This is a genomic window from Streptomyces griseoaurantiacus (assembly GCF_036189845.1).
Classification (GTDB): domain Bacteria; phylum Actinomycetota; class Actinomycetes; order Streptomycetales; family Streptomycetaceae; genus Streptomyces; species Streptomyces griseoaurantiacus.
Window position 1 is genome coordinate 731,284 of the sequence record NZ_CP108326.1, and the last position, 14,028, is coordinate 745,311.

Genomic DNA, 14,028 nt, shown 5'->3' on the forward strand with positions numbered 1-14,028 from the left:
CCGTACAGCCTATGCGTTCTCGCCCGATGAACCCCGGCGACCGTCACACCTCGGCCGGGACGGGGAGCCCGGGGAGGCTCAGCCGGAAGCAGGCGCCGAGGGTCCGGGGGGCCAGGGTGAGGGTGCCTCCGTGGCGGGCGGCCACGTCGCGGGCGATGGCGAGACCGAGGCCGGTGCCGCCCTGGTCGCGGGAGCGGGCGTCGTCGAGCCGCACGAAGCGTTCGAAGACCCGCTCGGCGTCCTCGGGGGGCACGCCGGGCCCGTCGTCGTGCACCGTGACGACGACCTCGTCGTCCTCCTCCTTGCGGACGGTGACCCGGACGAGGTGTGCGGCGTGGCGGGCGGCGTTGTCCAGGAGGTTGCGCAGCAGCCGCTCGAGTTCCTCGCTGTTGCCGTGCACGTACGCGTGGCCCGTGGCCTCGCAGGTGAGGTCCAAGGTGCGCTCGCCGGGCGGGTACTCCTCGGTCAGTCGTGCGGCGAGGGCGGCCAGGTCGATGATCGCGGGGTCGGTTCGGGAGGCCCGCGTGTCGAGGCGGGCGAGGAGCAGCAGGTCCTCGGCGAGCTCCTGCAGGCGGCGGGTCTGCCGTGCGGCGGTGGTGGCCGTGGCGGGCCAGTCGGTGCGCTCGGGGTAGGCGAGAGCGACCTCCAGGCTGGCCAGCAGGGTGGTGAGGGGGCTGCGCAGTTCGTGGGAGGCGTCCGCGACGAAGCGGCGCTGCTGGGCGGCGGCGTCGTCGAGGCGCTGGAGGGTGCCGTTGAGGGTGGTGGCCAGGGCGGAGATCTCATGTCCCGTGGCGGGGAGGGTGATGCGTTCGCGGGGGTCGTTGGGGGTCACCGAGGCGGTGAGGACGCGGATGGCCTCGATGGGGCGCAGCGCGAGCCGGACGGTGAAGTAGGCGGCTGCGCCGATCAGTACGAGGCTGAAGAGCCCGGCCCGCAGCAGCAGGCCGTCGGTGGTGTCGGCGATCTCCTCGGCGGTGTCCGGCAGCAGCACCGTGTAGACCCGCAGCGTGGCGTCCGGGGCGACGCCCAGGGCGGCGGCCTTGTCCTTGCCCAGGCTGCCGGCCCAGACGTCGTCGTACAGGACCGTGTAGGTCTTGCCGGCCAGATGCTCGCCGTACGAGGGCCGGTAGTCACTGCGCTCCGGTATACGCAGGGGCCGCATCGCATGGCCCCATTCGCCACTCTCTTCGTCTTCCTCTTCGTCCTTCCCTTTGTCCTTGACGAGCGATTCCGGGGAGAAGCTCGCGGGCGGGGTGGGCAGCACGTGGCGGGCCTCGGGGTCGAAGTCCTCCATGCCTCCGCCGGAGGCGACGGCGGTGCGCCGGCCGGTCGCCACGATCTCGTAGGGCGCGGTGCTCCCGCGCCCGGGAACCGAACCGTTCCTCACCTGGTGGACGAGGGCGAAGAGATCCGTGCGCGTCTGGTTCTCGGCGATCCCCTCGCTCTCGCGGTAGATCTCCCGGTGCACCCACGCGCCGACGCCGACGAGGACGACGGCGGTGACCAGGGCGACCGCGAGGGCGGTGCGGGCGCGCACCGAGAGGGGCCACCAGCGGCGGCGCCGGGGTTCAGTCACGTTCACGGTCGTCCACCAATCGATAGCCGGTGCCTCGTACGGTCTGCAGGGACTGCCGCCGGAACGCGGTGTCCACCTTCTTGCGCAGGGAACTGACGCGCGCCTCCACGAGGTTGGGGTCCACCGCCTCGTCGGGCCAGGCGTGGTAGAGCAGGTCGCCCTTGGAGACCGCCTGGCCCGCCCGGCGGGCCAGCAGTTCGAGGACGGCGAACTCCCGGGGGGTGAGGTCCACCCGGGTCCCGGCCCGCCGGCACACCCGGCCGGCGACGTCCAGGGACAGGTCGCCCACCGCGAGGACGGGCGGGGCGACCGTGGCCGCGCGCCGGACCAGTGCCCGCAGCCGTGCCACGAGTACGAGATAGGAGAAGGGTTTGGCCAGGTAGTCGTCGGCCCCCGTGTCGAGGGCCTCCGCCTGGTCCCACTCCCCGTCCTTGGCGGTGAGCACCAGGATGGGAGTGGCGTTGCCCTCGCGGCGCAACTGGGCGCATACCTTGTAGCCGTTGAGGCCGGGGAGCATCAAGTCCAGGACGACGAGGGCGTATTCGCCGGTCCGGGCCATCCACAGTCCCTGCCGGCCGTCATGTGCGAGGTCGACGCTGTACCCCTCGGCGGTCAGCCCGGTCCGCAGGGTGTGGGCGAGGTCCACCTCGTCTTCGACCACGAGTATGCGCATGGCGAGCAGCGTGGCACAGCGCCGGCCCGCCTTCCTGACCACGCGATCAGGTCCGCGCTTCCTGATCTGCCGGTCAGGTCGGGTCAGCGATCGGTCAACGAGGTCCCGGCACGCTGTCGGCACTCGCCCGTCACCGTCGAAAGGCGCTGCCGCACATGTCCCTCGATGAACGTGCCCCCGTCGTGCTCGAGAGGGCCGCGCGTCGCGCGCCCGTCCCGCGGCGGTCGCCCCGCCCGGACCGGGCCCTCGTCCTCCTCGCCCCGCCGGCGCTGGCCCTCGTGCTGGGACTCTGGGGCATCCGCAGGCAGAACAGCATGTGGGGGGACGAGACCGTCACCTACCAGCTCGCGCGGCGCGACCTCGCGCAGATATGGCGCACGGCCGAGCACGTGGATCTGGTCCACGCCGTCTACTACAGCGTGATGCACGGGCTGTTCGGCCTCTTCGGCGAGGGCCTGCTGACGCTGCGGCTGCCCTCGGTGCTGGCGATGTGCGCGGCCGCGAGCGGGGTCGCGCTGCTGGGGCTGCGGCTCGCGGGGCCCCCCGCCGGGCTGTCGGCGGGGCTGGTGTTCACGCTCCTCCCCCAGGTGCAGAAGTACGCCCAGGAGGGTCGCTCCTACGCCCTGGTCTGCGCCCTGGTGAGCTGGGCGACCGTCGCCCTCCTGGCCGGCCTCGCGCACCGCGACCGGTGGCGGTGGGTGGTCTACGGCGCGACGATGCTGACGGCCTGTCTGCTGCACGAGTTCGCGGTGCTCGCCCTGGCCGCGCACGGTGCCACGCTGCTCCTTGCCCGGGTCCCCCGGCCGGTGCTGAGGGCGTGGTCCGTGTCCGCCGCGGCCGTGGTGACCGGGCTGCTCCCGCTGGTCCTCCTCAGCGCGGGCCAGTCGCAGCAGGTGGCGTGGATCAACGGGCCGGTGCGGATCCTGGACTTCCTGCCCCTGGCGGCCGCTGGTGTGGTGGGCGCGAAGGTGGTGCCCCTGCGGGCGCGGGGGCCCGTGCGGCTCGCCGCGCTGGCCGTGCCGCTGGTCGTGCTCCCCTGCCTGCTCCTGCTGCTCGCCTCCCTGGTCAAGCCGCTGTTCGTCGACCGGTACGTGCTCTACGGCAACATCGGCACCGCCCTGCTGCTCGGCGCCTGCCTGAGCCATCTGCACCGGCGGTGGTGGTCCTCCCGCACCCCGCGGACCACGGCCGTCGCCGTCCTCGCGGCGCTCGCCGTCCTGGCCGTCCTCGTCCCGGCGAGCCTCGCGCTGCGGACGCCGGAGAGCCGCAGCAACGACGTGACCGCCGTCGGCGCCGCCATACGGCACGAGGGCCGGCCCGGCGACGGGCTGCTGTACCTTCCCGCCCAGCGCAGGTCCTGGATCGGGGCCGACCCCGCGGACACCCGCGCCGTGACGGATCTGGCGCTGAAGCGGGACCCCGCCGCCTCGAACACCCTGAGCGGTGTCGAGTTCTCCGCCCGGGACGTGGCGGCGCGCATGCTGCGGTACGACCGGATCGTCGTGGTGCGCGACCCGGCGGGCGCCCGTCCGCCCGCCACCGCCCGGGAGCGGGCCAAGGCGCGCACCCTGCGGCTCCACTTCCACGTGCGGCGGAGCACCCTCGTCGACGGGGCGCGCGTCACCGTCTTCGTCCGGGACGGCGCCCCGTCCGCGAAGCCGGGTTCCTGATCCCCCGCCCCCGGCCGGGTCCACGCCGGACGCGCTCAGCCCCGGAGCGCCTCCAGTGTGGACTCGGTGTCCGCCTTCATCCAGTCGGTGACCTCGTCGAGCTTCGGTGCGTCCTTGTCGGAGCCGTACGAGGTGAAGTAGTTGCTGTAGGTCATCGTCCACGTCATCCAGCCGTCCCGTACGGCGAGGGTGGCGTAGCGTGAGCCGGTCGTGGAGTCACTGGAGGTGTCCTGGCTGACCAGGTACGCCTCGTCCCCGATGCCGTCGACGGTGTCCACGTCGTAGCCGTCGTGCAGGTCGTCGTAGTTCTTCCACAGGGCCCGGAACTCCGGCCCCGGGTCGGTCTCCTTGTGCAGGTCCATCTGGAGGGTGAGGTAGGCGTCCGCGAGGCTGGAGGTGGACTTCCGCAGGCTCAGGCTGCAGTAGCTGGTCTCCAGGGCGGAGTCCCGGAGCGACTGGTGCGAGGCGTTGTCGTCGCCCGGGTACGTGTCGTCGAAGGACGAATGGTCGGCCTTGCCGCAGAGGTTGGCCGCGGCGGTGTAACCGCCCAGGTCCGCCCCGTCCTTCCCGGCGTCCAGGGCGAAGACGGCGACGGCCCAGGCGGCGGAGGCGAGCACGGCGCCGGCGGCGGCCCACAGCACCGCCCGCCCCGCGCCGCTGCCACCGGGGGGCCGCCCCGTGGCTGCCGGGGGGTAGGGGCCGTAGGGTCCGGGCCCGGCGTAGGTGGGGCCGCCCGGGGGCGGATACGCGTACGCGCCGGGCGGTGCCGGTGACTGCTGCTCCGGCGGTTCCGGCGGCTGCGAGGGCTTCGGCGGCGTCGACATGACCTGACGATAGTGCCTGATGGATGGTCAAGTCCCCTTCTGTGCCGCATTGTTGCGGCCCGAGGCGGTGCGCGGGCGGCTGGCGCGGCGGGTTTCGGCCACGCGCCCCGGCCGCCCCGCGGCGGGGCGAGGATTCCCGTCCGTACCGGGCGAGGCTTGACGTGGGCAGGCCGGGTGCTTACTCTGCGAGCAGCACCCGTGTCACGCCCCGTCCGGGGCGCCGGTGCCGTCCTCACCCTCTTTCTCCACCGCTCGCCCGTCCTCGTGCGACCGGCCGGTGGCTTTCCACCCGGCATTCCGCCGACACGGCGGTTCCCCCTCGCGGAACCGCGCCCGGGATGTCCTTCTCGCCGCCCCGCGGAGACGTGCCCTCCGGCCCTCCCCTCGCGGCCCTCCTCCTCGCGTGCTTCCGCGTTCCGTTCCGAAAGGACCGCCTCCATGACGACCACCACCTCGACCCTCGAGCGCTCCGCCGCGACACGGCGGACCCCGGGCCGCTCCCCGGACCGCACGGCTCCCGGCCGCGCCTCCGGCGACTCCGCCGTGCGCACCGCCGCCGGCCTCCTCGACCTCGACCGGCACGGGAAGGGGCAGCTGCGCACCGGCGGGCTCCTGCCCACGCCCGCCGACACCGAGGTCCCGGCCGCGCTGGTCCGCCGGTACGGACTGCGCGCCGGCGACCACGTCGAGGGCGTCCTCGGCGACCGTCGCGCCCTGAGCGACGTCACCCGCGTCGGCGGCCGCACCCCCGCCGAGGCCCGTGACCGGCCGCACTTCCACGACCTCACCCCGCTGCACCCGCGGGAGCGGCTGCGCCTGGAACACCCGGCCGGCGGGATCTCCGGACGCCTGATCGACCTGCTCGCGCCGGTCGGCAAGGGGCAGCGCGGGCTGCTCGTCGCCCCGCCCAAGACCGGCAAGACCGTACTGCTGCAGCAGATCGCCGCGGCCGTGGCGGGCAACCACCCGGAGGCCCACCTCATGGTGCTGCTGCTCGACGAGCGACCCGAGGAGGTGACCGACATGCGGCGCTCGGTGCGGGGCGACGTGTACGCCTCCACTTTCGACCGCACGCCCAAGCAGCACATCGCACTCGCCGAACTCGTCGTGGAGCGCGCCAAACGGCTCGTCGAACAGGGCCGTGACGTGGTGATCCTGCTGGATTCGCTGACCCGGCTGTGCCGCGCCCACAACAACGCGGCGGGCGCCGGCGGCCGCACGCTCAGCGGCGGCGTCGACGCCTCGGCCCTGATCGGCCCGAAGCGGTTCTTCGGGGCCGCGCGGCTCGCCGAGGAGGGCGGCTCGCTCACCGTCCTGGCCACCGCCCTGGTGGAGACCGGCTCCCGCGCCGACGACTACTTCTTCGAGGAACTGAAGAGCACGGGCAACATGGAACTACGGCTCGACCGCACCCTGGCCGCCCGGCGTGTCTTCCCCGCCGTGGATCTCGCGGGCTCCGGCACCCGGCGCGAGGAACTCCTGCTGCCCCAGGAGGAGTTGAGCACCGTACGGGGCCTGCGGCGGGCCCTCGTGTCCCGCGAGGGGCAGGGCCAGGGGGCGGGTGGCTACGAGACGCTGCTGCAGCGGCTGCGCGCCACCCCGGACAACGCCGCGTTCCTGCACCAGGTGCGGCCGACGCTGCGGCAGGGCTGACGGCGCGACGCGCGAGGGCTGCGTCAACCGGGTGCCTGATCCGCCCGTTCGGACCGGCCCGACCGGCGCGGGCAGCCTCTCTTCCCGAGCGTAGCCGGTATGACCATCGGCTTCTCACACCGCATTGCCGCCTGTGGCGCCGCTCTCTGCGCGGTCGGCGCGCTGGCCCTCGCGCCGAGCCCGTCCGCCGCCGGGACGGACCCCTCCGCACCGGCCTCCGCCCCCGCGACGCCGGAGGCGCCCGGTCGGGGCACGGCGGCCGAGGGGGCCGGTACGCAGGTGCGGCCGGGGCCGGGGGCACCCGCGGTCCCGGAGGTCTCCGCGCTCTCCTGGCTGGTGGCCGACGCCGACAGCGGGGACGTGCTCGCCGCACACGACGCGCACCGCCCGCTGCCGCCCGCGAGCACCCTCAAGGCACTGTTCGCCCTCACCGTGCTCCCCGCCCTGCCCGCCGACGCCCGGCACACCGTCGACGAGACCGAACTGCGCGGCATCGGCCCGGGCAGCAGCCTCGTCGGCGTCGCCGAGGGACTCACCTACACCGTGGCCGACCTGTGGCGCGGGGTGTTCCTCAGCTCCGGCAACGACGCGGTGCACGTGCTGGCCGCGATGAACGGCGGTCTGGAGGCGACCACCCGCCGGATGCGGGACAAGGCGCGCGCACTCGGCGCCCGGGACACCCACGTCCTCTCGCCCGACGGCTACGACCGGCCCGGCCAGGTGTCCTCGGCCTACGACCTCGCCGTGTTCGGCCGCGCCGGACTCCACGACCCGGACTTCGCGCGGTACTGCGCCACACCCGAGGCGTACTTCCCCGGGTACGGGCAGCCGTACGGCATCCAGAACACCAACCGCCTGCTGACCGGGGCCGACGGGGTGGCCCCCTACCCGGGGCTGATCGGCGTCAAGAACGGCTACACCAGCGGCGCCGGCAACACGCTGATCGCCGCGGCACGGCGGGGCGGCCGCACCCTGGTCGTGACGGTGCTGCACCCCCGGTCAGGGGGCGGCCTCCAGGTGTACGAGGAGGCGCGGGCACTGCTGGACTGGGGGTTCGGGGCGGAGGGCCACGTGACGGCGGTGGGCTCCCTGGCACCCGCCCCTCACACGCCCGGGACACCCCCGGCACCGGCCTCCGCACCGGCGAAGGCGCGCCCCGGACCGCCCGCCCGGGCGCACGCGGCCGCCTCGTCCGACTCGCCGCTGGACGTGGCGCTGGTGTGCGGGGCGGCGCTGTCGGGGGCCGCGCTGCTCACCCTCGCGCTGCGTGCCGTCTCCCGTCGCCGGCACGGGTGACCACCCGGAGGGTGGCGGGGCGCGATCCCTGCCGGGTCATCCGGCGGCGCCGGGAGCCGGCAGCGGCGGCACCGCCGAGACGGCGCCCACCGGCCGTCCGCCGCCCAGCAGCACCGTTCCCGTGAACCCCTTGAGGGCGTCCCCGTCCACCCCGGCCCACTCCAGCGCGGCGGCGGCCACCGGAACCCTCGCCCGGTCGGCCCCGTCGGAGACCTTCAGCGCCACCGCGCGTCCGTCCGGGAGCGCGGCCACCTGCACTCCCTCGAAGCCGTCCTTGGCGAGCAGCCCCGGCACCGCCCGCATCAGGGCGGCGACGTCGCGCGTGCTCCCGGAGGCCGTCTCCGGGTGCTCCCGCATCGCGTCCGCGACGCGTGCCTCCGCCGTTCCGGCCGGGGCGGTGGTGAGCCGGGCCGCCGCCCGCGCCAGTCCCCGCAGGGAGACGGCGAACAGCGGCGCGCCGCAGCCGTCGACGCTGACCCGGGCGATCCGCTGCCCGGTCAGCTCCTCGGCGGTCGCGGCGATCGCCCGCTGCAGCGGGTGCCCGGGGTCGAGGTAGTCCTCCAGGGGCCACCCGTTCACCCGGCAGGTGTACAGCATCGCCGCGTGCTTGCCCGAGCAGTTCTGGGCGAGCCGGGAGGGGGCCCGTCCCGCCCGGATCCACGCCTCGCGCTCCTCCGCGCCGAAGGGCAGGTCGGGCACGTTGCGCAGGTCCCGCTCGGTGAGCCCGGCCTCCCCGAGGAGGCGGCGCACGCCGTCGAGGTGCTCCTCCTCCCCCGAGTGGCTCGCCGCGGCCAGCGACAGCAGCTCCCCGTCGAGCGGCAGTCCCGCCCGCACCATCGCGACCGCCTGCACGGGTTTGAGGGCCGAGCGCGGATAGAAGGCGGCCTCGGTGTCGCCGACGTCCAGCAGCACCTCGCCCTCGGCTCCGAGGACGAGGACCGATCCGTAGTGGACGCCCTCGACGAGCCCGCCGCGCACCACGTGGGCGACGGGGGCGTGGCGCGGCTCCCGGATCACGGGGGCGGCGGCCACGTCGGCGCGGGAGGCCGTGGAGGCGGCGCCGGGCTCGGGGTTCTGGTGCTGCTCGGTCACTGCTCCGGTCCGCCTTGCGTGGGGGTGTCCGTGCGCGCCGGGCGCACGATGTCGGTGAGGGTGGTCTCGACGCGGTCGAGGTGGTGGGACATGGCGCGCACCGCGTCCTGCTCGGAGCCCTCGCGCAGGGCCTCGACGAGTGCGCGGTGCTCCCGGTCGGAGTGCTCGCGCCGCCCGCCCAGGTCGTTGAGGAAGGCGGACTGGCGGGCCAGCGCGTCCCGGATCTCCTCGATCACCCGGCGGAAGACGGGGTTCTGGGCGGCCTCGGCCACGCAGAGGTGGAAGAGGGTGTCCATCGCCACCCACACGGTGGTGTCCGTCTCCCGTTCCATGCGGTCAAGGAGGTGGGTCAGCTTGTCCAGGTCGTCCGGGGTGCGGCGCAGTGCCGCGTAGCCGGCCACGGGGATCTCGACGTGCCGCCGTACCTCGAGCAGGTCACCGGCGGTGTACTCGCCGAAGGTGGGCTCGCGGGCGGCGTCGGCGACGACGTAGGTGCCCCGGCCGGTGCGGGAGACGGTCAGCCCCATGGTCTGCAGGGCGCGCAGGGCCTCGCGCAGGACGGGGCGGCTCACCTCCAGGGTGCGGCACAGTTCGGCCTCGGAGGGCAGCCGGTCGCCGATCGCGTACTCGCCGCGCTCTATCGCGCCGCGCAGGTGCGTGAGCACCGCTTCCAGGGCGCTGACGCGCCGCGGGCTCCCGGCGGCTGTCTGGCTGTCTGACAGGTTCACGAAACGATCCTGCGGCCGCCGAAACGTTTCTGTCAAGCGCGCCGAAAGCCCTCGGACCTGCCCCGTCCGCCCGGGTGGGACCGCGCCACCACGACCCCACCGGACGCGGGCCGTCAGCTGTCGAGCACGCCGGCGCCGAGCAGGCCCAGCAGGGCCACGCCCACCATGAGCCGGTAGACCACGAACGCGTTGAAGGAGTGCTTGGCGACGAACTTCAGCAGCCAGGCGATGGAGGCGTAGGCGACCACGAAGGACACGAGCGTCCCGGCGGCGAGCGGAGCGGCCCCCACACCGGCTCCGAGGGCGTCCTTCAGCTCGTACAGGCCGGCACCGGTGAGGGCGGGGATGCCGAGGAAGAAGGACAGGCGGGTGGCGGCGACGCGGTCCAGGTCCAGGACGAGGGCCGTGGACATCGTGGCGCCGGAGCGGGAGAAGCCGGGGAAGAGCAGCGCCAGGATCTGCGAACTGCCGACGAGCATCGCGTCCTTGAACGAGGTGTCGTCCTCGCCCCGCTTGTGCCGGCCCATCTGGTCGGCCGCCCACATGACCCCGCTGCCGACGATCAGCGAGCCCGCCACCACCCACAGGGAGGCCAGCGGCCCCTCGATCAGCGGCTTGGCGGCGAGACCCACGATCACGATCGGCACGGTCGCCGCGATCACCCACCAGGCGAACTTGTAGTCGTGGTGGTACCGCTCCTCGCGGTGGGCCAGGCCCCGGAACCAGGCGGAGACGATCCGCACGATGTCCTTGAAGAAGTAGACGAGCACCGCGGCGATGGCGCCGACCTGGATGACGGCGGAGAACCCGACGACGGCGTCGTTGTCGACGGGGATGCCCATCAGCCCCTCGGTGATCTTCAGATGGCCGGTGGAGGAGACGGGAAGGAACTCGGTCACCCCCTCGACGGCTCCGAGGACGACGGCCTGACCGACGCTGATGACGCTCATGGGATCCAGTTCTGCTCGCGGAAGAGGAGTGGTGCGGACACGTGAGGAACGCACGTGGACGTAAGGGCGGACGTAAGGACGGGCCACGGGCCGCGGCGGGAAGCCGGGCGAGGAGTACTGCCCACGGCGTGCCGGCGGCCGGCCTGCGTCGCTCCCGCGGCGGGTACGGTCCCACCGCACGCGGGAGCCGGTCCTTCCGCCACCGCGCGGCGTCCTCAGGGCCACAGGACTCCGGCGAGCGAGACCCCGGCGAAGGCGGCGCCGAGCCCGGTCGCCACGCTCGCCACCGCGTTGAGGGCCGCGTAGGTACGGGCGCCGTCCTGCGCCAGCCGCAGGGTCTCGTAGGAGAAGGTCGAATAGGTGGTCAGGGCCCCGCACAGGCCGGTGGCCAGCAGCAGTTGCAGCCGGGAGCCCGCCGCGCCCGCGGTCGCGGCGCCGGTGAGGAATCCGAGGATCAGGCACCCGATGACGTTGACCACGAAGGTGCCCCAGGGGAAGACCGAGTCGTGCCGGGACTGCACCGCCCGGTCGGTGAGAAAGCGCAGCGGGGCGCCGACCATGGCACCCGCGAGGACCAGCAGCCAGTTCACAAGCAGTTCTTACCTTCCGGATCCCGGTTCGCCCGGATGCCGTTCCGGGTCGCCCGGGGGCGCGGGGGTCCCCGGGGTCAGCACCTCGCATGCGTCGAGGACCGCGAGTCCGCCGGTGAGCAGTTCCTCGATACGGGGCAGGAAGGCCCGTACCCGGTCCTCGGCGTCCACGATCACGACGGCCACGGGGAGCTCCTCGCCGAGCGAGAGCAGCCGTGAGGTGTGGATCACCGAGGAGGCGCCGAATCCCTCGATGCCCCGGAACACGCTCGCGCCGGCGAGACCGGCGGCATGGGCGCGGTGCACGAGCTCCGCGTAGAGGGGCTTGTGGTGCCAGGTGTCGCTCTCGCCGAGGAACACGGTCAGGCGCAGGGCGCGGCGGGTGGGGACGGTCATCGGATCCTCCCGGTCGCGTGCAGCAGGCGGTGGGTCGTGGCGGCCGCGAGCCACACGGCGGCCAGGGCCGCGAGCAGGGTGGCCGCGAGGTAGGCGAGTCCGGTGCGGGGACGGCCGGCGTCGAGGAGCCTCTCGATGTCGACGGCGTAGGTCGAGAACGTGGTGAAGCCCCCGAGCACGCCGGTGCCGAAGAAGGGCCGCACCAGAGGGCGGGGGGCCCACACCTCGGCGAGGAGGGTCATGAAGACGCCGATCACGGCGCAGCCGAGGACGTTGACCCACAGGGTGGCCCAGGGGAAGCCGCCCACGGGTGTGGGCCACAGCAGGCCGGCGGCGTAGCGGGCGGTGGCGCCGATGCCGCCGCCGAGGGCGACCACCGCGACGGCGCGGCCCTGACCGCGCCATACGGGCGGGCGGCGGGCGGGGGTGAGGGCGGACGCGGTCGCCGGATCGTCGACGCGCTCGGGCTGCGGGACCGTCATGTGCTGCTGCTCCTACTCGCCGGGGCCCGGTCCGCCGGGCACGCTCGGGTGCAAGTAGGGACCGTTGGCGGCGACCCTGCCGCGGTTGGGGTACGGCGGGCCCCACCGCCGCGCCGCGCTCCGGGATCGCGGCCGGTCAAAAGGTTATCGCGCGGGGCGGGAGGCGGGCGACCGGCGGCGGGGTCCCCTGCCCCGGACGGCTACCACCCGGATTCGAACAGGTCGCGGGCCTCGGCGATGCGTGCCTCGTCGCGGTGGTAGCGCGTCCGCCCGCCGGAGCGCTCGGCGCGCAGCAGCCCCGCCGCGGTGAGGACGCCGAGATGGGCGCGGGCGAGCTCGGGGGCGATGCCCAGAAGCCGGGCGACGGCGGGGGCGGTGGCGCCCTCGTGGTCCGCCAGCAGATCCAGGATGCGGCGGCGGATCCCGCCCCCGCCCATGGGTGACTTCAGCACGGCGCCCCTTCCCGACGACCTCGCGGTGCCCACTGTCGCGCGGGGCGGGGGGCCGCGCGGAGGGCCTAATGGGCCGAAGTACGCACCGCGGCGGTACGGGGCCGAAAGCCCGGGCACGCGGGCACCGCCACGACGGGGACCGGTCAGTTTTCGAGAAGCCGACGGGCGCCCCGCCCGCCTAGCGTGGTTCTCACCGGGGCGGTACGGCCCCGGAGCACACGAGGGGCACGGGGACACCCCGAGCACCGTCGAGCACCACCGAAAGACCCGAGAAGCACCGAGAAACACTGACAAACACTGACAAACGCCGACCAACACTGAGAAACACCGAAGCCACACCGACTGACATCGAGAGATGAGGAGTGCCGCCATGACCGGTGGAGTGCGGACCGTCATTTACCCCGTCAAGGATCTCGGCCGCGCGAAGGCGCTGTTCCGGGCGCTGCTGGGGACGGAGCCCTATGCCGACGAGGCGTACTACGTCGGGTTCAAGGACGCCGGACAGGACATCGGGCTCGACCCCAACGGGCACGCCAGGGGGATGACCGGTCCCGTGCCCTACTGGCACGTCGACGACATCCGGGCCCGGCTGGCCGCGCTGCGGGAGGCCGGCGCCGAGGTGCTCCAGGACGTGCAGGACGTCGGCGGCGGGAAGCTGATCGCCTTCGTGAAGGACGCGGACGGCAACCTGCTGGGGCTGACCGAGGACCCGGCGAGCACCACGGCGAGTTAGTTGCACGCTCAACGAATGGCCGGATGCTGTTACCGTTCGGGTATGTCAGCGAAGACAGCCGCCTCCCCGCTCGAGGAGCGGTGGCGGGACATCCTGTCCGTGCACGCGCGCACGATGTGCGAGATCGACCGCGCCCTGCACCCGCACGGCCTGGGGGCCAGCGACTTCGAGGTGCTCGACCTGCTCGCCGCGCAGGCCTCGCGGGAGGACGGGCAGTGCCGGGTGCAGAGTCTGGTCGACCGCGTCCATCTCAGCCAGAGCGCTCTCTCCCGGCTCATCGGCCGGCTGGAGAAGGAGGGCCTGGTGAAGCGTTCCGTCTGCGAGCATGACCGGCGCGGCGTCTGGATCGCCCTGACCGAGAAGGGCCGCACTCTGCACGCCGATGTGCGGCCCCTGCAACGAGCGGTGCTCGAACGGATGCTGAACGGCTGACGTCAGAACCGGGCCAGTCGGCTGCGGACACCGTGCGAGTCGAGGGTCAGCCCGTGCGGTGAACTGGCGTCGATGGTGAGGGACAGCTCGTCGGCGGGCCACTGGGCGGCCAGCGCCCCGAGCGGGACCAGTCGGTAGCGGGTGACGGACGGCAGCAGTTCGGCCATCTCCCCTTCCGAGGTGAAGACCGGCACGGTCTGCCGCCCGCCCGACTGTTCCAGCACGGGCAGGGCGACGGTGCCCGGATCGGTGGCGTCCTCGTCGGTGGCGTCGTCCGGCACGGGGATCAGGACCTCGCTCCCGGCCAGCGTGTCCAGCGCGTCGGTGTCCTCGGCGTCCACCAGCAAGGTGGTGAGCGCGTCCCGGACGGCGGTGGTCGTGCGGGGGCTTTCGGGTGTGTCCATGGCAGATTCCCAGGTCGTGGCGGTCGGGCAGCCCGGAGTACGCACGGCCCGATCGGACGCCGGGGCGCCTACCCAGG

The 14,028-nt window shown here is 73.9% G+C and carries 16 protein-coding genes; 5 read left to right on the forward strand and 11 right to left on the reverse strand.

Annotated elements, in window-relative coordinates; all coding sequences use genetic code 11:
* Positions 1–43: 43 nt before the first annotated feature.
* Complete coding sequence (locus OHB09_RS03355) at positions 44–1,582, reverse strand: ATP-binding protein (protein ID WP_328921587.1); 1,539 nt, start codon at positions 1,580–1,582, stop codon at positions 44–46.
* Positions 1,569–2,249, reverse strand: a complete 681-nt coding sequence (locus tag OHB09_RS03360; RefSeq protein ID WP_040897451.1) for a response regulator transcription factor — start codon at positions 2,247–2,249, stop codon at positions 1,569–1,571. The genes OHB09_RS03355 and OHB09_RS03360 overlap by 14 nt, the downstream gene beginning before the upstream one ends.
* Positions 2,250–2,404: 155 nt before the next feature.
* On the opposite strand from OHB09_RS03360, the gene OHB09_RS03365 reads away from it, so the two are divergent.
* Positions 2,405–3,919 (forward strand): glycosyltransferase family 39 protein, encoded by a 1,515-nt coding sequence (locus OHB09_RS03365; RefSeq protein WP_328921588.1) that lies wholly within the window; start codon positions 2,405–2,407, stop codon positions 3,917–3,919.
* Between the two features lie 35 nt (positions 3,920–3,954).
* Here the strand turns inward: OHB09_RS03365 and OHB09_RS03370 are convergent, their stop codons facing one another.
* Complete coding sequence (locus tag OHB09_RS03370; RefSeq protein ID WP_328921589.1) at positions 3,955–4,743, reverse strand: hypothetical protein; 789 nt, start codon at positions 4,741–4,743, stop codon at positions 3,955–3,957.
* A gap of 438 nt (positions 4,744–5,181) precedes the next feature.
* Between OHB09_RS03370 and rho the strand changes: the two genes are divergently transcribed.
* Both rho and OHB09_RS03380 read left to right on the forward strand, forming a co-directional pair.
* Entirely contained in the window at positions 5,182–6,396 is a 1,215-nt protein-coding gene (gene rho, locus OHB09_RS03375; protein WP_328921590.1) for a transcription termination factor Rho, read from the forward strand.
* A gap of 99 nt (positions 6,397–6,495) precedes the next feature.
* On the forward strand, positions 6,496–7,692 hold the full coding sequence (locus tag OHB09_RS03380; protein ID WP_006144514.1) for a D-alanyl-D-alanine carboxypeptidase family protein: 1,197 nt from the start codon (positions 6,496–6,498) through the stop codon (positions 7,690–7,692).
* Positions 7,693–7,728: 36 nt separating this feature from the next.
* On the opposite strand, the gene OHB09_RS03385 is transcribed toward OHB09_RS03380, so the two are convergent.
* From OHB09_RS03385 to OHB09_RS03415, 7 genes are all read right to left on the reverse strand, one after another.
* Positions 7,729–8,724: an asparaginase gene (locus tag OHB09_RS03385; RefSeq protein WP_234528135.1), complete on the reverse strand. Its 996-nt coding sequence runs from the start codon at positions 8,722–8,724 to the stop codon at positions 7,729–7,731.
* Positions 8,725–8,780: 56 nt separating this feature from the next.
* Positions 8,781–9,458 carry a FadR/GntR family transcriptional regulator gene (locus tag OHB09_RS03390; protein ID WP_040897440.1) on the reverse strand — a complete coding sequence of 226 codons (678 nt, stop codon included), beginning with the start codon at positions 9,456–9,458 and terminating at the stop codon, positions 8,781–8,783.
* 167 nt (positions 9,459–9,625) lie between these two features.
* Complete coding sequence (locus tag OHB09_RS03395) at positions 9,626–10,462, reverse strand: undecaprenyl-diphosphate phosphatase (RefSeq protein ID WP_319118661.1); 837 nt, start codon at positions 10,460–10,462, stop codon at positions 9,626–9,628.
* A 215-nt stretch (positions 10,463–10,677) separates the two neighbouring features.
* Positions 10,678–11,052, reverse strand: a complete 375-nt coding sequence (gene crcB / locus OHB09_RS03400) for a fluoride efflux transporter CrcB (protein WP_167794971.1) — start codon at positions 11,050–11,052, stop codon at positions 10,678–10,680.
* Positions 11,053–11,061: 9 nt separating this feature from the next.
* The gene (locus OHB09_RS03405) at positions 11,062–11,448 is read right to left on the reverse strand and encodes a DUF190 domain-containing protein (protein WP_006144508.1); all 387 of its coding nucleotides are present in this window, start codon (positions 11,446–11,448) and stop codon (positions 11,062–11,064) included.
* Entirely contained in the window at positions 11,445–11,930 is a 486-nt protein-coding gene (gene crcB, locus OHB09_RS03410; RefSeq protein WP_191891226.1) for a fluoride efflux transporter CrcB, read from the reverse strand. The genes OHB09_RS03405 and crcB (OHB09_RS03410) overlap by 4 nt, the downstream gene beginning before the upstream one ends.
* 200 nt (positions 11,931–12,130) lie before the next feature.
* Positions 12,131–12,382: an ArsR/SmtB family transcription factor gene (locus OHB09_RS03415; RefSeq protein ID WP_006144505.1), complete on the reverse strand. Its 252-nt coding sequence runs from the start codon at positions 12,380–12,382 to the stop codon at positions 12,131–12,133.
* A gap of 370 nt (positions 12,383–12,752) precedes the next feature.
* On the opposite strand from OHB09_RS03415, the gene OHB09_RS03420 reads away from it, so the two are divergent.
* Together OHB09_RS03420 and OHB09_RS03425 are read left to right on the forward strand one after the other, a co-directional pair.
* The gene (locus OHB09_RS03420; RefSeq protein WP_006144504.1) at positions 12,753–13,115 is read left to right on the forward strand and encodes a VOC family protein; all 363 of its coding nucleotides are present in this window, start codon (positions 12,753–12,755) and stop codon (positions 13,113–13,115) included.
* A gap of 42 nt (positions 13,116–13,157) precedes the next feature.
* Entirely contained in the window at positions 13,158–13,547 is a 390-nt protein-coding gene (locus tag OHB09_RS03425) for a MarR family winged helix-turn-helix transcriptional regulator (RefSeq protein WP_006144499.1), read from the forward strand.
* A gap of 2 nt (positions 13,548–13,549) precedes the next feature.
* Here the strand turns inward: OHB09_RS03425 and OHB09_RS03430 are convergent, their stop codons facing one another.
* Entirely contained in the window at positions 13,550–13,951 is a 402-nt protein-coding gene (locus tag OHB09_RS03430; RefSeq protein ID WP_234528132.1) for an SseB family protein, read from the reverse strand.
* Between the last annotated feature and the right edge of the window lie 77 nt (positions 13,952–14,028).